The organism is Allobosea sp. R86505 (assembly GCF_042466375.1).
Classification (GTDB): Bacteria; Pseudomonadota; Alphaproteobacteria; order Rhizobiales; family Beijerinckiaceae; genus Allobosea.
Map to the genome: position 1 here is coordinate 4,217,592 of NZ_JAXHPY010000001.1, position 23,459 is coordinate 4,241,050.

General features: G+C 68.5%; 23 protein-coding genes. 8 read left to right on the forward strand and 15 right to left on the reverse strand.

Features of this window, described 5'->3' with window-relative positions; translation table 11 throughout:
- Positions 1-15: 15 nt before the first annotated feature.
- The 3 genes from upp to SJY11_RS20375 form a co-directional block, all read right to left on the reverse strand.
- A complete protein-coding gene (upp, locus tag SJY11_RS20365; protein WP_326907736.1) occupies positions 16-657 on the reverse strand; it encodes a uracil phosphoribosyltransferase in 642 nt (213 codons plus the stop codon).
- Positions 658-777: 120 nt separating this feature from the next.
- A complete protein-coding gene (locus SJY11_RS20370; protein ID WP_376988566.1) occupies positions 778-1,995 on the reverse strand; it encodes a URC4/urg3 family protein in 1,218 nt (405 codons plus the stop codon).
- A gap of 7 nt (positions 1,996-2,002) precedes the next feature.
- Positions 2,003-3,265 carry a GTP cyclohydrolase II gene (locus SJY11_RS20375; RefSeq protein WP_376988567.1) on the reverse strand — a complete coding sequence of 421 codons (1,263 nt, stop codon included), beginning with the start codon at positions 3,263-3,265 and terminating at the stop codon, positions 2,003-2,005.
- 221 nt (positions 3,266-3,486) lie between these two features.
- Between SJY11_RS20375 and SJY11_RS20380 the strand changes: the two genes are divergently transcribed.
- Positions 3,487-4,857 carry a hypothetical protein gene (locus SJY11_RS20380; protein WP_376988569.1) on the forward strand — a complete coding sequence of 457 codons (1,371 nt, stop codon included), beginning with the start codon at positions 3,487-3,489 and terminating at the stop codon, positions 4,855-4,857.
- Between the two features lie 23 nt (positions 4,858-4,880).
- On the opposite strand, the gene SJY11_RS20385 is transcribed toward SJY11_RS20380, so the two are convergent.
- Both SJY11_RS20385 and glyS read right to left on the reverse strand, forming a co-directional pair.
- A complete protein-coding gene (locus tag SJY11_RS20385; protein WP_171905132.1) occupies positions 4,881-5,042 on the reverse strand; it encodes a Thivi_2564 family membrane protein in 162 nt (53 codons plus the stop codon).
- 404 nt (positions 5,043-5,446) lie between these two features.
- Positions 5,447-7,930 carry a glycine--tRNA ligase subunit beta gene (glyS, locus tag SJY11_RS20390; protein ID WP_376988570.1) on the reverse strand — a complete coding sequence of 828 codons (2,484 nt, stop codon included), beginning with the start codon at positions 7,928-7,930 and terminating at the stop codon, positions 5,447-5,449.
- Between the two features lie 126 nt (positions 7,931-8,056).
- On the opposite strand from glyS, the gene SJY11_RS20395 reads away from it, so the two are divergent.
- Both SJY11_RS20395 and SJY11_RS20400 read left to right on the forward strand, forming a co-directional pair.
- Complete coding sequence (locus SJY11_RS20395) at positions 8,057-8,293, forward strand: DUF433 domain-containing protein (protein WP_305696996.1); 237 nt, start codon at positions 8,057-8,059, stop codon at positions 8,291-8,293.
- The gene (locus tag SJY11_RS20400) at positions 8,290-8,625 is read left to right on the forward strand and encodes a DUF5615 family PIN-like protein (protein ID WP_376988571.1); all 336 of its coding nucleotides are present in this window, start codon (positions 8,290-8,292) and stop codon (positions 8,623-8,625) included. Before SJY11_RS20395 ends, SJY11_RS20400 begins: the two co-directional genes overlap by 4 nt.
- Here SJY11_RS20400 and SJY11_RS20405 read toward each other — a convergent pair.
- Positions 8,618-9,526, reverse strand: coding sequence for a glycine--tRNA ligase subunit alpha (locus tag SJY11_RS20405; RefSeq protein WP_376988572.1), 909 nt, complete (start codon positions 9,524-9,526; stop codon positions 8,618-8,620). The two genes, SJY11_RS20400 and SJY11_RS20405, sit on opposite strands and share 8 nt — an antisense overlap.
- 241 nt (positions 9,527-9,767) lie before the next feature.
- On the opposite strand from SJY11_RS20405, the gene SJY11_RS20410 reads away from it, so the two are divergent.
- Positions 9,768-10,052 carry a hypothetical protein gene (locus SJY11_RS20410; protein ID WP_376988573.1) on the forward strand — a complete coding sequence of 95 codons (285 nt, stop codon included), beginning with the start codon at positions 9,768-9,770 and terminating at the stop codon, positions 10,050-10,052.
- Between the two features lie 157 nt (positions 10,053-10,209).
- Positions 10,210-10,524 carry a hypothetical protein gene (locus SJY11_RS20415; RefSeq protein ID WP_376988574.1) on the forward strand — a complete coding sequence of 105 codons (315 nt, stop codon included), beginning with the start codon at positions 10,210-10,212 and terminating at the stop codon, positions 10,522-10,524.
- On the opposite strand, the gene SJY11_RS20420 is transcribed toward SJY11_RS20415, so the two are convergent.
- Positions 10,518-11,315, reverse strand: coding sequence for a tRNA1(Val) (adenine(37)-N6)-methyltransferase (locus SJY11_RS20420; protein WP_376988575.1), 798 nt, complete (start codon positions 11,313-11,315; stop codon positions 10,518-10,520). The genes SJY11_RS20415 and SJY11_RS20420 overlap by 7 nt on opposite strands.
- Positions 11,308-11,532, reverse strand: a complete 225-nt coding sequence (locus SJY11_RS20425; protein WP_069054291.1) for a putative signal transducing protein — start codon at positions 11,530-11,532, stop codon at positions 11,308-11,310. The genes SJY11_RS20420 and SJY11_RS20425 overlap by 8 nt, the downstream gene beginning before the upstream one ends.
- Positions 11,533-11,697: 165 nt before the next feature.
- Here SJY11_RS20425 and SJY11_RS20430 point away from each other — a divergent pair, with 165 nt between their 5' ends.
- Positions 11,698-12,726, forward strand: coding sequence for a polyprenyl synthetase family protein (locus SJY11_RS20430; protein WP_376988576.1), 1,029 nt, complete (start codon positions 11,698-11,700; stop codon positions 12,724-12,726).
- 604 nt (positions 12,727-13,330) lie between these two features.
- Here SJY11_RS20430 and SJY11_RS20435 read toward each other — a convergent pair.
- From SJY11_RS20435 to SJY11_RS20465, 7 genes are all read right to left on the reverse strand, one after another.
- Positions 13,331-13,819 carry a DUF421 domain-containing protein gene (locus SJY11_RS20435; protein WP_376988577.1) on the reverse strand — a complete coding sequence of 163 codons (489 nt, stop codon included), beginning with the start codon at positions 13,817-13,819 and terminating at the stop codon, positions 13,331-13,333.
- 40 nt (positions 13,820-13,859) lie between these two features.
- Positions 13,860-14,054 carry a hypothetical protein gene (locus SJY11_RS20440; protein ID WP_376988578.1) on the reverse strand — a complete coding sequence of 65 codons (195 nt, stop codon included), beginning with the start codon at positions 14,052-14,054 and terminating at the stop codon, positions 13,860-13,862.
- A complete protein-coding gene (locus SJY11_RS20445) occupies positions 14,051-14,272 on the reverse strand; it encodes a hypothetical protein (RefSeq protein ID WP_376988579.1) in 222 nt (73 codons plus the stop codon). Before SJY11_RS20445 ends, SJY11_RS20440 begins: the two co-directional genes overlap by 4 nt.
- 133 nt (positions 14,273-14,405) lie before the next feature.
- Complete coding sequence (locus SJY11_RS20450; protein ID WP_376988580.1) at positions 14,406-15,653, reverse strand: DUF2254 domain-containing protein; 1,248 nt, start codon at positions 15,651-15,653, stop codon at positions 14,406-14,408.
- Positions 15,654-15,768: 115 nt separating this feature from the next.
- On the reverse strand, positions 15,769-16,746 hold the full coding sequence (locus SJY11_RS20455; RefSeq protein WP_376988581.1) for a 4-(cytidine 5'-diphospho)-2-C-methyl-D-erythritol kinase: 978 nt from the start codon (positions 16,744-16,746) through the stop codon (positions 15,769-15,771).
- Between the two features lie 196 nt (positions 16,747-16,942).
- Positions 16,943-18,727: a tetratricopeptide repeat protein gene (locus tag SJY11_RS20460; RefSeq protein WP_376988582.1), complete on the reverse strand. Its 1,785-nt coding sequence runs from the start codon at positions 18,725-18,727 to the stop codon at positions 16,943-16,945.
- 499 nt (positions 18,728-19,226) lie between these two features.
- Positions 19,227-20,906, reverse strand: a complete 1,680-nt coding sequence (locus SJY11_RS20465) for an electron transfer flavoprotein-ubiquinone oxidoreductase (protein WP_376988583.1) — start codon at positions 20,904-20,906, stop codon at positions 19,227-19,229.
- 190 nt (positions 20,907-21,096) lie between these two features.
- On the opposite strand from SJY11_RS20465, the gene SJY11_RS20470 reads away from it, so the two are divergent.
- Together SJY11_RS20470 and SJY11_RS20475 are read left to right on the forward strand one after the other, a co-directional pair.
- Complete coding sequence (locus SJY11_RS20470; protein WP_376988584.1) at positions 21,097-21,918, forward strand: uracil-DNA glycosylase; 822 nt, start codon at positions 21,097-21,099, stop codon at positions 21,916-21,918.
- A gap of 100 nt (positions 21,919-22,018) precedes the next feature.
- Positions 22,019-23,449 (forward strand): cytochrome ubiquinol oxidase subunit I, encoded by a 1,431-nt coding sequence (locus SJY11_RS20475; protein ID WP_376988585.1) that lies wholly within the window; start codon positions 22,019-22,021, stop codon positions 23,447-23,449.
- The last annotated feature ends 10 nt before the right edge of the window (positions 23,450-23,459 follow it).

Here is a 23,459-nt window from a genome sequence, read left to right on the forward strand (position 1 = left end):
CGAGCGCGATCTTTGTCAGCGCGTGCCGAACATCCGGTCGCCGGCATCGCCCAGGCCCGGCACGATATAGCCGTGGTCGTTGAGTTTCTCGTCGATCGCGGCCGTCCAGATGCGGACCTCGGGATGGGCGCCGCGCAGGCGCTCGATGCCCTCGGGCGCCGCGAGCAGGCAGACGAAGCGCAGATCCTTCGCGCCGCGCTCCTTGAGGCGGTCGATGGCGGCGACGGCGGAATTGGCGGTGGCGAGCATCGGGTCCATCACCACGACCATGCGGTCGGCGATGTCCGAGGGCGCCTTGAAGTAGTACTCGACCGCCTGCAGCGTGTCGGGGTCGCGGTAGAGCCCAATATGGGCGACGCGGGCGGCCGGCACGAGTTCGAGCATACCGTCGAGGAAGCCGACGCCGGCGCGCAGGATCGGCGCGAAGACCATCTTCTTGCCCGAGATCACCGGCTGGCGCGAGGTCTGCAGCGGCGTCTCGATCTCGACCATCTCGACCGGCAGGTCGCGCGTGACCTCGTAGCAGAGCAGCATGCCGATCTCGTTGAGGAGCTGGCGGAAGCTCTTGGTCGAACGGTCCTTCTCGCGCATCAGCGTGAGCTTGTGCTGCACCAGCGGGTGATCGACGACGGTGACCCCGTCCTGCTGCTTGGTCATTCCATATGCCCCTGTTGTCTCGCCTCAACCCGTCATTGCGCGCGCAGCGAAGCAATCCAGGGGCCGCCGAGCGAGCCCTTCTGGATTGCTTCGCTGCGCTCGCAATGACGATTCATCCAATCAAAACACCGTGCCGTCGCTGATGATCGTCAAGGGCGGGCCGCCGCCGGGGCGCTTCTCAGCCGCGATGCGCCGGCCGGCCGACCAGGTGCCGCCTTCCAGCACCTTGGCGAGCGGCAGCTCCTCGCGCGAGCGGCCGAGCCTCTGGCGGATCAGCGCGCCGATCTCGTCGAGCAGCGCCACCGTGAGTGCGCGCCATTCGACGACGAGCGTTGAGCCCGCCTGATGGGCGCGCTCCGCCTCGCCCTCGTCCTTCAGCGCGATGACGCCCAGATCGAGGAGGAGCCCGCCATTGCGGTACTCCGGCAGGCCCGTCAGTTCGTCGATGTCGACCACGGCGATGCCGGCCCATTGCAACGGCTCGATCAGCGAATAGGTCAGCCATTGCGAGAGCTTGTGGAAGGGTACGAGCCCGGCCGTCGTGGTGCCCGGCGCGATCAGCGGATGACGCCAGGTGTCGCCCAGCGCGATGCCGGCGAGCGTCAGGCGCGAGGGCCAGATGCCGCCGAAGGTCGCCAGAACCTCGCCGAGCATGTGGCTCGCGCGCAGGTTCCCGGTCTCGGCCGCCGCCAGGAAGCGGTCGAACAGATCCCCAGGCCGGGCGAGACCGCGGCGCTCCAGTTCCTCGCCGAGCCGGTTGAGCAGGGCGGCACGGCCTTCGACGGCCAGCAGCGCGTTGCCGGGCGCGGACTGGAAGCCCGCGGCCAGCGCCACGGGATCGAGCCGCTTCAGCGCCGCCGCATCCGCCCGCAGGGGCCGGGCGGGATCGGCGGAGAACAGGCCAGCCGCGAACATGTCGAGCGAGGCCAGCGCCAGCCCCTCCGAGCGTCCGATCCGCTGGCCGCTGACCGCATCGCGATAGGACCACTCCGGCCCCGCGCCGGCATCCAGCAGCACGCTGACCACCGCGAGGTCGTAAGCCGCGCGGCCGCGCGCGCGCGCATCGGCGAAGGACGCGCTGCGGTTGAGCACGGCCCAGCGATCCATGCCGGCGACGGTGAAATGCCGCCAGCGGGCGTGGAAGGGGATGTCGAGCGCCGGGTAGTTCGCCCGGATCGTCTCCAGGACGTAGTCGGCGCAGGCCTCCAGCCGCTCCGGATGGACGGTGAAATGCAGCAGGTCGCCGGCGAGGCCGAGGCGCAGCATCTCCTGCGCGCGGGAGCGGATGGCGGCGGGCTTCAGAAGGAGGCGAAAGGCCTCCGGGTCACGATCGGGCATGGTGCTTTCAGAACTTGTCGAGGTCACGGCCGACGGTCGCCTTGAGCGCGTTGTCGCCCGGCGCGCCGTCGGGGGAGTAATAGCCGGCGGCCTTCTTGGCCTCGATCTCGACCGAGGCATCGGGCGGGATCAGTTCGGGGGGAATCGCGACGCGCTCGCCGATCTCGATGCCGCTTTCGACCATCGCGTCGTACTTCATGTTCGACATCGACATCAGCCGGTCGATGCGGGTGACGCCGAGCCAGTGCAGCACGTCCGGCATCAGCTGCTGGAAGCGGGCATCCTGCACGCCGGCGACGCATTCGGTGCGCTCGAAATAGGTCGCGGCTGAGTCGCCGCCCTCCTGGCGCTTGCGGGCGTTGTAGACGAGGAACTTGGTGACCTCGCCGAGCGCGCGGCCCTCCTTGCGATTGTAGACGATCAGCCCGACGCCGCCGCCTTGCGCCTCCTTCACCGCCTCCTCGATGCCGTGCACGAGATAGGGCCGGCAGGTGCAGATGTCGGAGCCGAAGACGTCCGAGCCGTTGCACTCGTCATGGACGCGGCAGGCGACGCGGCGCCTGGGATCGGTGATCGCCGAGACCTCGCCGACGACATAGGCCGTGATCGAGCCGATCGGCGGGAGGAAGACGCGCAGGTCCGGCCGCGTCACCAGCTCGGGATACATGCCGCCGGTCTGCTCGAAGAGGGTGCGGCGCAGTTCGGCCTCGCTCGTGCCGAAGCGATCGGCGATGCCCGGCAGGTGCCAGACCGGGTCGATCGCGATCTTGGTGACGCTGATGTCGCCCGAGCGGTGCAGGATGTGCTCGTCGGGTGCCAGGCGATGCGCGCCCATCGCCGCCAGGATCTCGGGCAGGTTGAGGCGGGCCTTGGTGATGGCGATGGTCGGGCGGATGTCGATGCCCTCGCCGATCAGCCCGCCGAAATCCTGCGCGACGCGGTGGCCGAACGGGTCCATCGAGACGATTCTGCCGGGTACGAACCACTGCGGCTGCGCGGGGATCTCGGCCGTCGGGTGGGTGTTGTGCAAATCGGGACGCTGCGAGGGGTTCATCGCCCGGGCGGAAATGGCGAGCGCCCGGTAGACCGAATAGGAGCCGCCATGGGCGCCGATGACGTTGCGGTCGGCCGGCGTCGTGGTCGAGGCGATGACCGGGCCGCGCCCGGCCGGCGTGTCGGCGCCCCAGTGGATGGGAAAGCGCGTCGCGGCGCTGCCGGGCTCGGGATAGGAGGTCAGGCGGGTGTGGGTGGTGCGGTTGGGGGAGCTCATCGCCGGGTCCGAAGCCTGCAGAACGATAAAGGCCCCAGACATGCGCGCCCGGGGCCTTCAACCGAAGTGATTATGGTGACCCGGTCAGGGAGGGGCCGTCAACCCGCGAATGCAGGACCAAAGCCGTTAACGTCTCAGTTACCTTAGGGCATCGACATCGCCGCGGTTTGTGCAAGAGTGGATGTCGAGCGTCCGTCAACACGAGCGAAAGTGAGCGCTGCATGGCCACCCAAGCGAAGGTCTACAGGGCTACGCCGACCCTTGAGCAGTGGAAGAAGGACAGCAGCGTCGCCCTCGCCAAGCGCAGCGATGACAAGATCCTGACCCGCATCGACACGCTGATCGACGAATACAAGAAATGCCAGGACGGGTACGTCAAGATTCAGCTCAAGGCGGATCTGTTCTTCACGCTGGATTACTGGCTGAAGGACGTCAAGCGCAACTCATCGATGAATAAGAGTTGTACGCCGGCGATCTATGGTCTCTACCAATTCACCGCCGAAACGCTGGCCCAGTCGCTGGGCACAACGATCAATGTCCTGCCGGAGTATCTTGAGCGGCATTTCGGTCGCCGGCTGTCCTATCACGGCGAGCATCTCGACGTGCTGGGCCGAGCCGCGATCTATCTCAGTCGCGCCGAGGTCGACAAGTACCGCCTGACGTTCCGCAACGGCAAGGCCTACATGTTCACCTGGCCCGGCAAGGGGGTCGAGGGCGCCGAAAAGAACGCCGGCGCGATGAGCCTCGTGCTCGCCGATTCATCGACCGCGACCAGCCCCGTCTTCAACAAATCGGCCAACTGGGGCGGTTTCGCCATGAGCATGGGCCGCGAGCTCTACATGGCCCGCCATCATTGCCGGAAAGGCTTCGGCGCGGAGGGCAACTTCTATCACTCGTCCTATCTCGCCGGAGAGCCCGTGCTCTGCGCCGGCACCATCAAGATGAAGAACGGGCTCATTGCCGAGGTCTGCAACGACAGCGGCCATTACCGGCCGGACGCGCGCAACTTCATCGGCTTCCTGCAGACGCTGCAGATGCACGGCGTCAACATCGCGTCCGTGATGGTGAGCGATTACTCGGGCGCCCTGCGCGCCCATGGGCACCAATTTCTGGCGGCGCAGGGCAACTGGGCGCGGGCGGCACTGACCGGACAGGCCAGCGTCTTCGCCGCCAACGACCAAGCCAAGGCGAACTATGGCGGTGACAAGCGCCACGAGCAGCAGATCATCGTGCGCATGTACCGTGAGGCCGTGGCCGCGGGACTGGCGGGAGAATCGCGCGAGGAGCGGCAGTATTTCTGCGAGCGGCTGCAGGGCTTCATCAAGGTGGGGGCCAATGGCGCGATGGAGCAGCCCTTCGCGCATTTCGTCAACACCACCTGGATGATGCAGGCGATCGACCGGTTCTACAAACCGGCGCCTGCGCCGGTGCATCAGAAGCTCCCGCCGCCGCCGGTTCCGGCGCGGCCCGGCGCCAACACGGCGGTTGCGGCGCGACAGCCGCTGGTTCCCGCACGCAAGCCGCCGCCACCGCCCAAGCCCGGCAATCAGGCCGGACCCCGGGTGCCCCCGCGAATCCCGCCGCGGCCCTGAAGCCGCGGAAGGGGTGGGCTCGCTCAGAACACGGCGAGATAGCGCAGCAGCGAGATGATGCCGATCACGATGACGATGATCTGGACGACGTTCTTGATCTGGCTGTCGAGCGGCAGCATGCGCACGAGATAGAGAACGAGGCCGATGACGAGAACCGTGATCAGCAGGGAAATCAGAATCGACATGAAATGAACCTTTGGTCGTCGGCCGAAAGCCGGCCCCCCGGAGCCGATGCGGCGACGCATTCGCCGGCACCCCTATCCGCGGACAGAACGTCGCAGGGGGCGAATAGGTTCCGCAGGGGTGGGTTTTGCCGGCGAAGGGCGGCGGTGAGGCCAAGTGGGGAACCACGCCGCGGAACCCCTCTCCTGCATCGAAGTCGGGTCCACCCGACTTCGACACTCAAGGTGCTGATCTCGGGCGAGCCCGAGATCAGTGAGAGGGGCAGGGGAGAGGTGTAGGCCCCTGGACCAGTGGATCGCTTACCTGCCAGCGCGCGGTGAGGTCACGCCACCGTCCAACGGCCGACCCCTCTCCCCTGCCCCTCTCCCTACGGGAGAGGGGTCCCCGCGCTTTGCTCGTCAGGGGCTCAGCCCGCAATCCGCCCGAAATCCGCGACCGCGCGCGTCGCCTCGCGGAGCTGGTTGAGCAGGCGCAGTCGGTTGGCGCGCAGCGCCGGGTCGGGGTCGTTGACCGTGACCTTGTCGAAGAAGGCGTCGACCGCCGGGCGCAGATCGGCCAGCGCCGCCATCGCGCCCTCATAGTCTTCCGCCGCGACGGCGCTTTCTGCCTTCGGCGTCGCCTGCGCGAGCGCGACCGCCAGCCCCTTCTCCTCGATCAGCCCGGCCTGCGCGATCAGCCCGAGATCGGCCGCGCCCGCGAAGGCGCCCTCGCCGTCCTTCTTCTCCTCGGCCTTCAGGATATTGGCGGCGCGCTTGTAGCCGGCGAGCAGGCTCTTGCCGTCTTCCGTTTCGAGGAAGCGGCCGAGCGCCGCGACGCGGCGGGTGATGAGGAGGAGGTCATCGGCCATGCTCGACGCGCTCTCTCCCCCCTCGTGGGGGAGAGTTGGAGAGGGGGGGCGCTCCGCTTGGTGAGCGTCGGACCCGGTCGCCCGCCCCCCATCCCTGCCCTTCCCCACAAGGGGGAAGGGTTCTGCCGTCGCGCCCGCGAGAACCGCATCGACCAGATCATGCCGCGCGCCCTGGTCGCGGAGCATGACCTTCAGGCGGTCGTGGAAGAAGGAGAGGAGGTCGAGGGCTTGAGCTTTAGCAACATGGTTGTGAAGCTCGTAGCCCGTCAGTGGGATCTTGCCGTCAGGATCTGAGTTTTCAAATGCGAACTCAAACCGATGCTGGAATATGATGTTGGCTGATGGCAACCGCACCCCATTCTCAACCACCAACCGGATCACCCCCAGCGCAGCACGCCTGAGCGCATAGGGATCCTTGCTCCCCGTGGGCTTCTCGTCGATGGCCCAGAAGCCGACCAGCGTGTCGAGCTTGTCGGCGAGAGCGACCGCCACCGAGACCGGATCGGTCGGGACGCGGTCGGAGGGGCCGAGCGGCTTGTAGTGCTCCTCGATGGCCGCGCAGACGGACGGGTGCTCGCCCTGCAGTTCCGCATATTTGCGGCCCATCAGGCCCTGCAGCTCGGGGAATTCGCCGACCATCTCGGTCGGCAAATCGGCCTTGGCGAGCTTCGCCGCACGCTCGGCAAGGTCCGGATCGGCGCCGACGATCGGCGCCAGTTCGCGCGCCAGCGCCGCGATGCGCCGCACCCTACCCCCTTGCGTTCCCAGCTTGGCGTGGAAGACGACGCCGAGCTTGTCGAGCTTGGCCATGCGCTGGTCGAGCGGCTTGCCCAGGTCGAGCCCGAGCTTGTCGGCACTATCCTTGAGCGTGTCGAGGTCGGGCAGATTGCTCTTGTCGGTCGCGAAGAAATAGGCGGCGTCGGAGAGGCGGGCGCGCACGACGCGCTCATTGCCGGCGACGATCGCCGCGCCACCATCGCTGGCGAGCAGGTTGGAGACGAGGATGAACTTGTTGGCGAGCCGCGACGCGCCCTCTCCCCCCTTGTGGGGGAGAGTTGGAGAGGGGGGTGGTGCCGCCTGGTGATCGGCGGACCCAGTCGTCCCACCCCCATCCCTGCCCTTCCCCACAAGGGGGAAGGGTTCTGCCGTCGCGCCCGCGGGATCGCGCAGCACGAAGCATTTCTGGTTGGCGCGGATGGTGGCGCGGATGGCCTCGCCGGGGATCTCCAGGAAGCGCTCCTCGAAGGCACCCATCAGCACGACCGGCCATTCGACCAGCCCCGCGACCTCCTCCAGCAAACCCTCGTCCTCGACCAGTTCGAGCCCCTGCGCGAAGGCCAGCGTCTTCGCATCGGCGAGGATGATCTCCTTGCGCCGGTCGGCATCGAGCACGACCTTGGCCTGCTCCAGCGAAGCGACATAATCGTCGAAGCGGCGCACGGTGATGGCGCCCGGCGCATGGAAGCGGTGGCCATGGGTCGTGTTGCCGGAGGCGATGCCATCGACCTCGAAGGACACCACCTCGGGCTCCTCCGTCTCGGCGCCGAAGGTGCAGAGGATCGAGTGCAGCGGGCGCACCCAGCGCAGGCTGGCGCCGGCGGCGGAGGCCTGGCCCCAGCGCATCGATTTCGGCCAGGGGAAGCTGCGGATCACCGCCGGCACGATGTCGGCGATCGCGGCGACCGTCTCCTGGCCGGGCTTCTCGATGACGGCGATATAGCTGTCGCCCTTCTTGGGGTCGCTGACGATGGTCGCCTGGTCGAGCGAAGCCAGGCCCGCCGCCTTGAGGAAGCCCTGCACCGCCGCATCGGGCGCGCCGACGCGCGGACCTTTGCGCTCCTCGCGGATGGCCGAGCCACGCACGGGCAGGCCGGCAATGTGCAGCGCGAGCCGGCGCGGCGTGGCGAAGGCCTTGGCGCCCTCATAGACCAGCCCGCGCTCGACGAGCGCATCGGTGACGAGCTTCCTGAGATCGTCGGCCGCCTTGCGCTGCATGCGGGCGGGGATCTCTTCGGAGAAGAGTTCGAGCAGGAGATCAGGCATGTCGGCTTCTTGGCAACTGGGGACGCGATGTCAATGCGCGTTCAGGCCGGCGGAGGCAAGCTGTCCCGATGCGGGTTTTGGTGTAGTTTCGACAGCCCATGGCCGGGAAAGGGAGCGAGGATGCCGATGCCGACCCCTGACACAGCGCTGGCGCGCATCCAGTCCGATCCGGCGATCTGCGGCGGGCGCCCCGTGATCCGCGGCACCCGCATGCGCGTGTCCGACATCCTGGACCTGTTGGCCGGCGGGGCGACCCAGGCCGAGATCCTGGCCGATTTCGATTATCTGACGGCGGAAGACATCGCGGCAGCGCTGGCCTATGCCTCCGCCCAGATCGACCATCGCGTCATCACCGCAGCGTGACACCGCGCTTCCTGATCGACGCGCAATTGCCGCCGGCCCTGGCCGAGCGGCTCGCGGCGGCGGGGTTCGCGGCCAGCCATGTCCACCGCATCGGCCTCGGTGGTGCCAACGACCGCGCGATCTGGCGGCGGGCACGCGAGACGGCAGATGCGCTGATCACCAAGGATGTCGATTTCGTGCAGTTGGCACGCGCCGACGGGGCGGGCCCGGCGGTCATCTGGATCCGCATCGGCAATGTCACCAATGCCGCGTTGTGGCGAGCATTTGAGCCCGCACTGCCCTACATCGTCGCGGCCCTGCGGGCTGGCGAACGGATCGTCGAGGTCAGGTAGCCGCCGCGCCCCCGCCGGCCGTCTTCAGCCACGCCGCGCCGCAGGCCTTGGCGAGTTCGCGCACGCGCAGGATGTAGCTCTGGCGCTCGGTGACCGAGATCACGCCGCGGGCGTCGAGCAGGTTGAAGGCGTGGCCGGCCTTGAGGCACTGGTCATAGGCCGGCTGGACCATCAGGTGGCGTTCGCCGCTCTCGCCCTTGTCGAGCAGGGCCCGGCATTCGGTCTCGGCTTCGGCGAAGCGGGTGAACAGCGCCGCGGTGTCGGCATGCTCGAAATTGTAGCGCGAATACTCCTGCTCGGCCTGCAGGAAGACGTCGCGGTAGGTGACCTTCTCGTCGCCTTCCAGCCCGTTGAAGTTGAGCTCCATGATGCTCTCGACATTCTGCAGATAGCAGGCGAGGCGCTCCAGCCCGTAGGTCAACTCGCCGGACACCGGCGCGCATTCGATGCCGGCGACCTGCTGGAAATAGGTGAACTGGCTGACCTCCATGCCGTCGCACCAGCACTCCCAGCCGAGCCCCCAGGCGCCCAGCGTCGGGTTTTCCCAATCATCCTCGACGAAGCGGATGTCGTGCAGCAGCACGTCGATGCCGATGGCCTTCAGGGAGTCGAGATAGAGCTCCTGCAGGTTCGGCGGGTTCGGCTTCAGGATGACCTGGAACTGGTAGTAGTGCTGCAGCCGGTTGGGATTCTCGCCATAGCGGCCGTCCTTGGGCCGACGCGAAGGCTGGACATAGGCCGCCTTCCAGGGCCTCGGCCCCAGCGAGCGCAGCATCGTTCCGGGATGCGAGGTGCCGGCGCCGACCTCCATGTCGTAGGGCTGGAGCACGACGCAGCCGCGCTCGGCCCAGAAGCGCTGCAGCGTCAGCAGCAGCCCCTGGAAGGAGCGGGTCGGGTCCATGGCCGGCGTGGCCGCGGCGGGAAGCGGAGCGGAGACGGACAAGGTTCGAAAAGCCTTCCGGAGGGCGGGATGGCCCGTGCTTAGGGGCTGGCCGGGCTTTCGGTCAAGCGCGGGTGGCAGCCGGGGGCGGACAGGTTCTGTTCATCCGGTGCGCGGTAACTTGCAACTCACCGCAGGATCCGCGGCGTTCGGGGCGAGCGCTTGAGCCGGATCGACGGGCCTACACCGCAGGAGTGCCAACATGCTGTCTCACCGTATCGTCGCCGCCGTCTTCGGCGCCGTCACCCTCGCCGCCTCGGCCTTCGCCGTGGCGCCCGCGACGGCCGCACCGGTTTCGGCCGGCGTCACTCAGACCGCGCCGGCCGGAGACCTCGTCCAGGAAGCCCAGTATTACGGCCCGCGCCGCTATTATGGCCCGCGGCGCTATCATGGCCGGCCGGTCTACCGTCCGCGTTGCTTCATCTCGCAGCGCCGCGTCTGGAACGGCTATCGCTGGGTCGTTCGCCCGGTGCGGGTCTGCCGCTGAGGCGTCTGCAGAGGCCGGGCCGTCGCCCGCCTTGGACTTGATATGAAGCGAGGCTGAACGGTACGGTGACGTTCCGTTCAGCCTGGTTCGCGTAGAGTCGATGCGTGTCTGGCGGCGCCCCATGGCCCGCCCCTGTCGCAGCGAGGAGGTTCCCATCATGTTTCGCAAATTGCTTTTCGCGCTTGCGACGGCAGCCGGCCTCGGTGGCCTGTCGCTCGCCGCGGCGCCCGCATCGGCCGCGCCGGTCGCCGCCGGCCCCATCGCGCCGGCGACCCGGGCCGCTGAGGGCCTGTTCGAGCCGGCGCAGTATTATGGTCCGCCCCGGCGTTATTACGGGCCGCGCCGCTACTACGGCCCGCCGCGCTATTATGGGCCGCGCCGCTATTACGGGCCGCCGCGCTATTATGGCCCGCCGCCGCCGGTCTTCGTGCCGCCGGTCGTGCCCTTCTACGGGCCGCGCTACTATTACTGAGCCGGTCGCTCCGGCGGCGGACTGTCGGCTTCCATCGGCAGCCGCGCCCGCCCCCGGTGCAGGGCCTCGGCCTGCGGCGTGAAACCGCCTTCAGGCGAATGCAGAACCAGAGCCGGTAGCAGCGCTGCCGGCTTTTTGCTGCCGAGCGTGGCCGAGACGAGGATGCGGATCGCCGGCTGGTCGGCCTGTGCGTGGATGGGACTTATCATCACCGCGCCGAAGCCGGTCGCAAGCGCAGCCAGCACCTCCGGCAAGGCCTCGGCGCGGTGGACGATGAGCAGCCGCCCGCGCGGCTTCAGCAGCCGCCGCGCCGCGCGCAGCCAGGGCTCCAGCCCCGCCTCCTCGACATGAGCCGCAGCACGGTTTGGCACGGGCGAGGCCCGGTTGGTGCGGGGCTGATAATAGGGCGGGTTCACCGCAACACAGGCGAAGCTGGCGGGTGCGAGGTCGAGCGCAGCGGCGGGGCCCGCAATGTCTCCCGTCACCACCACGACGCGCTCCGCCAGGCCGTTCAGCGCGGCATTTTCGGTCGCGAGGCCGGCGAGTTCGGGATCGCGCTCCAGCAGCACCACCCGCAGCGCCGGCTGCGCGAGCGCCGCCGCCAGCCCGATCGTGCCGACGCCGGCGCCGATGTCGAGCAGCGGCCCCTCCCCCAGATCAGGCAGCGAGGCGGCGAGCAGCACGGCGTCGCTGCCGGCGCGGTGGCCCTTGCGCGGCTGGCGCAGGATCAGCCGCCCGTCGAGCAGCCGGTCCTCGCCGATGGCACCGAGGCCGGGCAGCATGTCAGCCATCGCGCAGTTCGCCGCCGAAGCCGGCATCGATGAGCAGGGCGCGGGCGCGCATCCGGTCGGCCTCGCGCACGAGCAGGCGGCGCGGGAAGGCGCCGATCATGCCCTCGAGCGCACTGATATGCTGGTCAGCGATCAGGCAGTCGAGATTGGCCGAGGCCAGCAGCGCCTCAATGGCGCCGAGCAGGACGATGTCGTTGGTGCGGACGAGTTCATGCATCGCGCGATGGAGCCTGTCGGGGGGCCGGAGTGCAAGCCCCTCGTCGCGTCTCGGGCACAACGCCTGCGGCGACATTGCCGGCCCGCGAGGGCTGGTCACCCATGCGCCGGTTGTGGCAAGGCTTGCAGGCGCTGCAAGCTGCGCAGGCCGCCGGAAGGATCGGGTATGGGCGTCGTCGTCGCGTTCGAGGACAAGGAAGCGGGCCAGGGTGCGCGCGAGGCCGGCATCGAGCGGCTGGTCGGGCTGACGCGGGCCGACATGGAACGCGTCAATGCGATGATCCTGTCGCGCACCGGCTCCGACGTGACGATGATCCCCGAGGTCGCCAACCACCTGATCTCCTCTGGCGGCAAGCGCCTGCGGCCGATGCTGACGCTGGCGACCGCGGGCTTAAGCGGCTATCGCGGCGAAGGCCATGTCAAGCTCGCGGCCTCCGTCGAGTTCATGCACACGGCGACGCTTCTGCATGACGACGTCGTCGACCAGAGCGACATGCGCCGCGGCAAGCTCGCCGCCCGCATGCTCTGGGGCAACGAGGCGAGCGTGCTGGTCGGCGATTTCCTGCTCGGCCAGGCCTTCAAGATGATGGTCGAGGTCGGCTCGCTGCGGGCGCTCGACATCCTCTCCACCGCCGCGGCCGTGATCGCCGAGGGCGAGGTACTGCAGCTGTCGGTGGCCAAGAACACGCAGACGACCGAGGACGAATATCTCGCCGTGATCCGCGGCAAGACGGCCGAGCTCTTCGCGGCGGCCTGCGAGGTCGGCCCGGTGATCGCCAACGGCTCGAAGACCGATGCCGCCGCCTGCCGCAGCTACGGCCTCAATCTCGGCATCGCCTTCCAGCTCATCGACGACGCGCTCGACTATGGCGGGATCGCCAACACGCTCGGCAAGAACACCGGCGACGATTTCCGCGAGGGCAAGATCACCCTGCCCGTGGTGCTCTCCTTCCGCCGCGGCAGCGAGGCCGAGCGCGCCTTTTGGACGCGCACCCTGCAGGAGGGCGAGATCCGCGACGGCGATCTCGAGGAGGCGCAGGCGATCATGAAGCGCCACCGCGCGCTCGACGACACAATCCAGCGCGCCGAGCACTATGCCAAGATGGCCAAGGACGCGCTCGCCCTCTTCCCGGCCTCCCCAATGAAACAGGCGCTGAACGAAACCGTCGATTTCTGTGTGGCCCGCGCGCATTGAGCGGCGGGCTGGGACTCGCGCAACGTTAGGGAAGCAAGCGCGGGGAACCCTCTCCCGTAGGGAGAGGGTAGGGTGAGGGGTCGGCCCTTTGACACCATAGCCGCGCCCTCACCGCAGCACCGGTGAGGGCGCGCCTCACTGGTCAAGGAACCAGCACCTCTCCCCTGCCCCTCTCCTTACAGGAGAGGGGTTCCCCGCGCCCTTCATCCCAAGACGCGCACCAAAACCCCCGACCGGCCTCAGGCCGCGGGGTTAGCATCATTGCCCCCGGAGGGGATGCGCGGAGCCGGGTGGCGCGCGGACCAGAGCCGCGTGCCGATGTCGAGTGTCGATGTCGAGGTCGATGCAGCGCCGATCTCGCGCCGCCCGGCTCCGCGCGCGGGGATTTTGGGCGTCCCGGCCGCTCGCTCGTCCCTGACGAGGGGACTTGCGGCCCTTCAGCCTCCGGGAGCCCCGCCCGCGACGGCGACGCCTCCCGAAACCCGCCACTCCACCCGGCCGCACGATGCCTCGCGACAGCCCCCTTGGTCGGGTGCAGCGCGGGAAGCATAGGCTTGGGATGGCGCGGCGGGGATAAGCCGGCCGTGCCGGGACGACAGAAGCGTCACGTCTGCGCCTTGAGACCCACGCTCATCGTGCCGTCGCTTTCGAGGATTACGAAATCGGCATCCTCGACCCCGCGACCTCCGGCCGAGCGCACGGCGCCCAGCGCTTCATCCCTCGTCACCCTTTCCGCCCGGAGGGCGCCATCGCAGAACGCCCCGTTGCGGATGAGCAGCGTCGGCTCCGACCGGACGACCTTGGCGAAGCCCTTCCATCGCACCGACAGAAAGGCGACCGCGAACTGCATCGCGATCAGCAACGCCAGCGCGGCGGTGCCTTCGGCGAGGGCGATCAATTCCTGCAGAAGGATCGCCGAGAGCGTCGAACCGAGCGCGACCGTCACGACCAGATCGAAGGCGTTGAGCTTGGCGAGCGTGCGCTTGCCGGAAATCCGCAGAAACGCGACCAGCACGATATAGGCGAGGACACCGACGAAAAGCGTCCGGCCGATGCCCTGCCAGTTCTGGAACAGCATTTCGCGCCAGTTCACGCCTCATCCTCCAGCCGGACGCCTCCGGTCGACGGCGCGATCAGCGCTCCTCCTTGCGGGGCAGTCGCTGGCCGTCGCGGTCTTCCTTGGCATCGGTGCCTAGGCCGAGGCCCCGCCCGGCGCTGTCCTTGCCTTTGGCGCCACCGAGGTCGAAGCCCGGACGGTTGGTTTCCTCCTGCTCGCGCTTCTTGTCGGCCTCGTTCAGCGGGCGTGGCTCGATCCTGTCCTTGCTCATGACGGCTCCTCCTCTCTGCCGGCGTCCTGGTCGTCGGGCGGGGGGCGCCGATTCGTCGGCGTGTCCTTGTATTCGTCGACCTGTACGCCTCGGCCGTCGAGGCCGCGATCGGGTGGACGCTGGGCCTTGTCGCGGTTGCTGAGGATGTCGTTCTTGCGGACCTCCTCGTCGTTCAACTCGGTCAAAGCGCCGGTTCCGCTGGTCTGCCCTGCTGGCATGGTCGCCTCCTCTGTTCGGCCCCACCGAAGCGGAGCGTCATGGGGACAACCCCCCAGAGCCGGAAAGGCTCCCCCCCGTCCGCAAGGTCTCGGTCTCGCGCGCCTCCCGCAGCCGCCCGTCGCCGGCGCGGGCCTATGGCCGACCGACCTGCGCCGCCAGATCACGCAGGATGGCGAGGTCATGCTCCAGCGTCAGGCCGCGACTGGCCCTCTGCAGGGCGAGCAGCGAATGACGGGCGGCGTTCTCGGCGAAGTCCGGCGGCCCCAGGCGCGCCAGGACGTGCATCGCCTTCTGCAGCCTGATCCCGATCTCGACGATGCCGGCACCGTCGCGGGCGATCGGCGTGAAGAGATCGTCGAAGAGGTCTCCGACACCGATCGCCGGAACATGGACCCGCGGGAAAGCCACCTCCTGCTGCGGCTCGCCAGGCTCGGCCGCGATCGCGAGCAGGCGGACGGCCCGGCCGATGACGTCGATCGCCGTGCCGGGATCGTTGATGCCGGGCGAGAGGGCGCGCGAGGCGATCTCGGCGAGCACGGAAGCGCCGAAGCGCGGGTCCTGATCGAAGGAGCGCACATCGGCGATGGTGTAGCAGCCCCGGATTTCGGCCTCCTGCTCCGCGACGTCCAGCCCCTCGGCGAAGGCGACGGGATCGGCCGGCGTGACAAAGGACCCGGGCGTCGCGCGGACGAAGATGCGCCCCTTGCCGCGCTCGGCAATGTCCGACAGCGCCCCCATGTCGAGGTGCTGCACATAGCCGATCTCGGACGCGTAAACCGGCCTGGCGGAGCCAGGCATGTCGACGGGTGCACAGCCCCCCATATGGGGTTGCTCGCAATAGAGCCGGATCGCCTCCGCTGCCGCCCTCTCGACACGCGCCGTGGTCTCGGTGACCCGACCCAGGCGCGACAGGTGATCGATCCAGCGCAGCAGCGTCACCACGATCAGGATGATGACGCCCGCCGTCACGACGAACAGGACGACGCGGCCGGTGCTGCCATAAGCGCCGGTGCTCAGCGCGATGATACCGACGAGGCTGTAGAGAAAGGAGCCGATGAACGTCGCCAGCACATTCTGTGTAGTCGTGTCCTCCATCACCAGACGGGTCGCGCGAGGCGTGACGTTGCTCGTGGCCGCCGAATAGGCCGCGACCATCGTGCTCAGCGAGAAGGTGGTCACCGCCAGCATGCTCGAGGCGATGATGCCGAGGATGTTGTCGACGGCATCCGCACCGATCTTGGTCGGCACGTCGCTGGGGATGTAAGGCGCGACCACGATCGCCACGAGGGCGGTGACCACGGCCAGGATCGAGAACAGGCTGGCCTGGAACCACATCCGCCGCGTGATCTGAGAAAGAAGCCACAGCCAGCGCGAGGTCATCCGAGGTCTCCGGTCAAGGGCGTGCGCAGCATGGCGCATCGGCAACAACGCAGCCGGTGCGGAAGGGTTGCGCCCGACAGGCTGGGTGCTGCTGTCCAAGGCGGATATCGCATGCTCAGCGCAACAGCGTCGCCTTCACCCACCAGCCGGGTTCCTGCCGCGCCAGCACCCGCCCCGCAGCCGCGCTCTGGCGGCAGTCGTCGAAGAGAGCGAAGCAGGTCGCGCCCGAGCCGGACATGCGGGCCAGCCGGCAGCCGGGCCGGGCGCGCAGGGCAGCGAGCACCGTGTCGATGACGGGGGCGACGCGGCGAGCGGGGGCTTCAAGGTCGTTGCCGGCGGCACTGAGGGCGGCGATCAGGGCGGCAGCCGTGCCTGGACCGGCTCCGGTCGCGCCAAGCGTCATGGCGAGCGTAGCGACGCCATCCAGGGGGGCGTCGGGCACTGCCGCTCCTGGATTGCTTCGCTGCGCTCGCAATGACGACGGGGCACCGCCCATCAAAGCGGGAGACAAAGGGGGAGCGGCCAGCGCCCGGAACACCGCCGCGGTCTCGACCGGGACGCCGGGATTGACCAGCAGCGCAAAGAGCGGCGGCAGGGTCAGGGCTGAGCCGAGCCTTTCGCCGATGCCGGCCATGATGCGGGCGCGGGAGGCGAGGCAGACCGGCACGTCGGCTCCGGTGGCGGCAGCCGCCCGCAGCAGCGCGGGATCGTCAGGGGAGAGCCCGTTCAGCCGGGCGAGCAGGCGCAGCGCCGCGGCCGCGTCGGCCGAGCCGCCGCCGATGCCCGACGCCACCGGCAGGCGCTTGACGAGGTGGAAGGCGCCGGTGCGAAGCGAGCCGGTTTCCGCCTCGAGCGCGCGCGTCGCACGCAGGATCAGGTTCGAATCGTCGACCGGCAGCCCCTGCCCGCGCGGGCCGTCGATGGTGAGGGACAGATCAGGGCCGGGTACGAGCGAGAGGGCGTCGCCCGTGCCGGCAAAGGCGACCAGGCTTTCGAGCTCGTGATAGCCGTCGGCGCGGCGGCCGAGCACGCGCAGCGTCAGGTTGATCTTGGCGCGGGCTCGCGTGGTGAGGGGTGTGTCAGGATTCAACACGACCGCTTCCTGCAACCAATACCCGCGCAAAACCGAGGGTTGCCCGTACCTTAATCGCGCCGTCATTCCGGGCGCAGCGCAGCGGAGACCCGGAATCCATCATAGAGCGCCGTCGAGTCCTATGATGGATTCCGGAGCTGCGCCGCTCTGCGGCTTGTCCGGAATGACGGAGAGTTCATGCCGGGCGACGGCTCAATCAGCCGCCGTCCTTCTTCGGTTCGGCCGGATCCTTCGGCTCGACAGCGTTGGCGGAGGGGCCGTCCTCCAGGCCGCGCTCGATCTTGCGCTTGATCTTGGCGAGGTCCTCGGGCTCGGGATTGAGGTCGCGGGCGTGGTTCCACTGGAAGCCGGCCTCGAGACGGCGCCCGACCTTCCAGTAGACGTCGCCGAGATGGTTGTTGATGACCGGGTCGGACGGGCGCAGTTCGACCGCGCGCTCGAGTTCCCGCAACGCCTCTGCATAGCGGCCGAGGCGGTAATAGGCCCAGCCGAGCGAATCGATGATGTAGCCGTCGCGCGGGCGCAGTTCCACGGCGCGGCGCAGCATCCCCAGCGCCTCGTCGAGCTTCAGGTTCTGGTCGACCAGCGAATAGCCGAGATAGTTCAGGACCAGCGCGCGCTCGCGGCCCAGCGGCTCGGGCAGGAGCTCGAGCGCCTTGCGCAGATCGGCCTCGGCGTCGGGCCAGCGCTTGATGCGCTCGCGGGCGATGCCACGGAAATAGAACAGGTCCCAGTTGGCGCGGCCGGGCGAGGCGAGCTTGGCGATCGCCTTGTCATAGGTCGCGGCGGCCTCCTCGAACATCTTGCGGGACCGATAGATGTTGCCGAGCGCCGAGAGCGCGTCGATGTCGTCCGGCCGCTCGGCGATCAGCGCGGCGAGATGCTTCACCGCCTCCTCGGGCCGGCCGAGATTCTCCAGCGCGAGACCTGCCTGGATTTCGGCATTGGGCCGCAGCGGCGAGGTGGCCGGCATCTTCTCATAGACGGCGACGGCATCCTCGGGCTGGCGGGCGCGCTCGAGGATGTCGCCCAGCGTCAGGATGGCGAGGTCGTGGTTGGGGTCGAGATAGATGGCGAGCCGCAGATAGAGCAGCGCCGCCGCCTCGTCGCCCTGGCGGTTTCCGGCACTGGCGAGGCCGTAGAGCACCTCGGCCGCGCCCTGCTGGGCATTGCCGACCTGGCGCGGCGGCGACTGCTTCGCCGCGACCTTGGCGAGACCGTCACGAACGATCGGGTGGTTCGGCAGCAGCCGGTCGAATTCGGCATAGGTCGCGGCGGCGCCGTCGAAATCGCCGTTGCGGGCCTGCATCCGGGCCCAGAGGTCGACGAGCCGCAGGGTCGTCTTCTCCGATTCGTAAGCGCTCTTCAGGCGCTTCTCGGCATCGGCCTTGCGGCCGGCGGCATCGAGGATGAGGCCGGCATGGTAATCCCGGAACAGGTTGTAGGACGCCTCGCCCTTCAGCCGTTCCAGCGTCTCGATGGCGCGGGTGGTCTGTCCGGAGCCGAGCTGCGACCAGGCGGAGAGCAGCGTCGCGGTGATGTCGGCCGCACGGCCGCGCCCGCCGCGCTGCAGGTGGTTGCGGGCGGTCTGGTAGTTCTTCTGCTTCAGCGCGCGGATGCCGATGGCGAGCTGGGCCAGCCCGTTGGAGGGGTCGCGCTGGATCAGCTTGTCGGCGGCGCGGAAGGCGTCCGGCATCGCGCCATCGGCCAGGAAGGCGACGAAGGCGCGCTCCAGCAGATCGTTGTTCTGCGGGTCGCCCTTGATCGCCTCGCGCAGATAGGTGGCGGCTGCGCCGAGATCGCGCCCCGCGCCCGCCACGATCGCCGCGAGGTAGTTGCCCTCCAGGCTTTCGGCCGTGTCGAGCCGGTCCTGGCTGCGCGCCTCCTGGCTGCGCGCCGTCGCACCCTGGGCCGCAGCCCCCACGGGGAGGGCCAGCAGCAATGCCAAGGCAGCCGCCGTGATCGGGCCACGGCTCTTCATTCCAGATCCCACGACTGCCATTCTCCCTGGGTCCGCCGCCGCGCCCAGCGCGGGAGGCGTGGTCGATCCGCGCGACCGCGACCGCTTCGCCTAGGCTGGCAAGATGGCCGTTTCCAGGCAGGCGGGCAAGCCTCGCGGCGGCCGATTGGCCTGGGCGCGTAGCCGCCATGTCACAGTGCGGCAAAACCTTGCCACGACCTAGCGTCACGTTGATTTCGTTATCGATCCGGCAGGAATTCGCAGGCTAAGTAACAGCGCTGCCTCTCTTACCGACGATTCGGACAGGACCTTATCCATGAAGAAGCTCGTTCTCAGCTTTGCCGCCGTCGCCCTGCTCGCCGGTTTCGCCGCCGGCTGCGCCCAGCCGCAGAAGCCGGCCCCGGCCGTGACCCGCAAGGGCTGATCGTCCTGGCGCCGGCCCCCGCCGGCGCGGAACTAAAGGGGGCGCGCCAGCCGGCACGCCCCCTTTTTTCATGTCCGTCTGCGACGAGCGGCCGCGTCACATATTCGCGTAGCCCGGCCCGCCGCCGCCTTCAGGGACGGTCCAGGTGATGTTCTGGGCGGGATCCTTGATGTCGCAGGTCTTGCAGTGGACGCAGTTCTGCGCGTTGATCACGAAGCGCGGCTCGGTCTTCGCCTCGGCATCCTTGTAGACCACCTCATAGACGCCGGCCGGACAGTAGAGCCGCGCCGGCTCGCCATAGAGCGGCAGGTTCTTCTCGATCGGGATCGAGGGGTCGGTCAGCTTCAGATGGGCCGGCTGGTCTTCCTCGTGATTGGTTGAGGACAGGAAGACCGAGGAGAGCTTGTCGAACGAAATCTTGCCGTCGGGCTTGGGATAGACGATCGGCCTGACCTCGCTCAGCAGCTTCAGCGTCGCATGGTCGGGCTTGCCGTGCTTGAGCGTGCCGAAGGGCGACCAGCCGAAGAGCTGGTTCAGCCACATGTCGATGCCGCCGAGCCCGATGCCGAGCAGCGTGCCGTATTTCGACCAGAGCGGCTTAACGTTGCGCACCGGCTTGAGGTCGGCCCCGATCGGCCCGTCGCGCCACTCGTTCTCGATCTCGACGACCTCGTCATGCGAGCGGCCGGCCGCCAGCGCCGGAACGAGCTTCTCGGCCGCCAGCATGCCCGAGGTGATGGCGTTGTGGCTGCCCTTGATGCGGGGCACGTTGACGAAGCCCGCCGAGCAGCCGATCAGCGCGCCGCCGGGGAAGGTCAGCTTCGGCACCGACTGCCAGCCGCCTTCGGTGATCGCGCGTGAGCCGTAGGAGAGGCGCTTGCCGCCCTCGAACAGGTCCCGGATCAGCGGATGGGTCTTGAAGCGCTGGAACTCGTCGAAGGGCGAGAGCGTCGGGTTCTCGTAGTTGAGGTGGACGACGAAGCCGACCGTGACCAGGTTGTCGTCGAAATGATAGAGGAAGGAGCCGCCGCCGGTGCGGCTGTCGAGCGGCCAGCCGAAGGAATGCTGGACCCGGCCCTTGACGAATTTCTCCGGCTTGACCTGCCAGATTTCCTTGAGGCCGATGCCGTATTTCTGCGGCTCGCGGCCGGCGTCGAGACCGTATTTGCGGATCGCGATCTTGGCGAGCGAGCCGCGCACGCCCTCGCCCAGCAGGGTGTAGCGGCCGCGCAGTTCCATGCCGCGGGTGAAGCGCTCGGAGACGGTGCCGTCCTTGGCGATGCCCATGTCGCCGGTGGCGACACCGACGACAGCGCCAGCCTCGTCGAACAACAGTTCGGCGGCGGCGAAGCCGGGATAGATCTCGACGCCCAGCGCCTCGGCGCGGCCCGCGAGATATTTCGTCACCAGCCCGAGCGAGCCGACGAAATTGCCGTGGTTGTTCATCAGCTTGGGCATGCCGACATTCGGCAGGCGGAGGCCGTTGGGCTCGGTCAGGTAGTAGAAGATGTCCTCGCTGACCTCGGTGGTCAGCGGGCGGGCTTCGTCCTGCCGCCAGTCCGGCAGAAGCGCATCGAGCCCCGAGGGGTCGATCACCGCGCCCGAGAGGATATGGGCACCGACCTCGGCCCCCTTCTCGACGACGACGACGGAGACGTTCTCGTCGAGCTGCTTCAGCCGGATCGCCGCGGCGAGGCCGGCGGGGCCCGCGCCGACGATGACGACGTCGTAGTCCATGCTCTCGCGCGGTTCGGCCCGTGCCTGTTCGAGATCCATGCTGCCCTCCAAAGGCCTGCGCCCGAGACGCTGCGCCCAGCCTCAAACCAATTAGTTTATATATAAACTATCTACCCGACGACGCAAGGCGGACCCGGCGACACTCTGGAAACCCTCTATCCAAGCGCGCGGTTCAATTTGCAACCGCGGCGGCTCGCGAAGTCGCGGCGGCGCGTGCTAGACCGTCCGCATGTCGCTGACCGCCGCGCCCGAACCTGCCGAGCTCGTCGCCTGGTATGCCGAGATGGGCATCACCGAGGCGCTGGACGAGGTCACGCATGACCATTTCGCAGCGCCGGCGGCAAGCGAGGCCCCGCGCCCCCGCCCTGTCCTGCCGACGCGGGCCGGCCAGCCGGCGCCGGTCGCCCTGCGCCCCAATGCCGCCGCCGCGACCGCTCCGGACGATGCCGCCCTGACCGCCCGGAGCCTGGCGCAGGAGGCCATGACACTGGAGGCGCTAAAGGAGGCGCTGGCGCGATTCGAGGGCTGCGCATTGAAGGCGACCGCCAAGAACCTCGTCTTCGCCGACGGCAATCCGGGCGGGCGCGTCATGATCGTCGGCGAGGCGCCGGGCGCCGACGAGGACCGCGTCGGCCTGCCCTTCGTCGGGCGCTCGGGCCAATTGCTCGACCGGATGCTCGCCGCCATCGGGCTCAGCCGCAAGGACGACGTCTACATCGCCAATGTCGTGCCGTGGCGGCCGCCGGGCAATCGCACGCCGACGCCGCAGGAGGCCGCGACCTGTCTGCCCTTCATCCAGCGCCAGATCCAGCTCGCCGACCCCGACATCCTGGTCTGTCTCGGCGCGCCCTCGGCGCAGGTCCTGCTCGGCTTCAAGGGCATTACGGCGTCACGCGGCAAATGGGTCGAATACGACACGGGGACGCGGCGGATCCGCGCGATCGCCTCCCTGCATCCGGCCTATCTCCTGCGCCAGCCGCTGCAGAAGCGCCTGGCCTGGCGCGACATGCGGGCACTGAAGGCGGCCTTGGACAACGTGTCCCAGGGATGATGGGCAGAATGGTCATGCGGCGTTGACGCTTCGCGCGTAGGGTACGCTGGAACCGTCGCACTTCGCATGTTGAAGTGGCCGGCTTCGACGGAGTGCCGCCATGGTGATCGACGCCTTCCTGCTTTCGCGGATCCAGTTCGCCTTCACCGTCTCGTTCCACATCGTCTTCCCGGCCTTCACGATCGGGCTCTCGGCCTATATCGCCACGCTGCTCGGGCTGTGGCTGAAGACCGGCGACGTCAAGTTCCACACGCTGGCGCGGTTCTGGACCAAGATCTTCGCCGTCTCCTTCGCGATGGGCGTGGTTTCTGGCATCGTGTTGTCCTACCAGTTCGGCACGAACTGGAGCCGGTTCTCTGTGGCGGTCGGAAACGTCATCGGCCCGCTGATCGGCTATGAGGTGCTCACCGCCTTCTTCCTCGAGGCCTCGTTCCTCGGCGTGATGCTGTTCGGCTGGAAGCGCGTGCCGCCCTGGCTGCATTTCCTCTCCGCCTGCATCGTCGCCGGCGGCACGGCGCTGTCGGGGTTCTGGATCCTCTCCGCCAACAGCTGGATGCAGTTCCCGACCGGCCACGAGATGCGCGACGGCATCGCCTATCCGGTCGACTGGATGCAGATCATCTTCAACCCGACCTTCCCGATGCGCTTCATGCACATGATGACGGCGGCCTATCTGACGACCGCCTTCGTCGTGCTGGCGACGGGCGCGCGCCATCTGCTCGTCGGCCACAGCACCGAATCGGCGCGCACGATGGTGCGCATGGCGATCCTGATGATCGCGCTGACGGCGCCGCTGCAGGTGGTGATCGGCCACCGCCACGGCGAGGACACCGCCAAATACCAGCCGGCCAAGCTCGCCGCGATCGAGGCGCACTGGGATTCCTCGAAGCCGGCGCCGCTGGTGCTGTTCGCCTGGCCCGACGAGGAAAAGGGCGTCAACCGCTTCGAGATCGCCATTCCCGGCCTCGCCAGCCTGGTCACCCATGGCAGCATGGACGCGCTCTTCCCGAGCCTGAACGATTTCGCGATCGAGGACAGGCCGCCGGTCAAGATCCCGTTCTTCGGCTTCCGGATCATGGTCGGCATCGGCTTCTTCATGATCGCGTTCGGCTGGCTCGGCGCCTGGCTGTGGTGGCGGGGCCGCGTCTTCGAGGAGCGGCGCTGGCTCTGGGTGGCGCAATACACCTGGCCCCTCGGCTTCGTCGCGATCCTCGCCGGCTGGTTCGTCACCGAGGTCGGCCGCCAGCCCTGGATCGCCACAGGGGTGCTGCGCTCCAAGGACGCGATCTCGCCGGTCACCGCCGGGCAGGTCGCAATCTCTCTGGGCCTGTTTGTCTGCGTCTACTGCGTCGTCTTCTCGGCCGGGGTGGTGCTGATCAACCGGCTGATCGACAAGGGGCCGGACGCAATCACACTGCAGGACCCGCCCGAGCAGCCCTCGCAGCGGCCGCTCAAGGCCGCGCAGGCGCCGGCGTCGGACCTGTTCGGCGACGGCAACCCCGGCGACGACCGCATCCAGCCCGCAAGCTGAGGAGAGACCC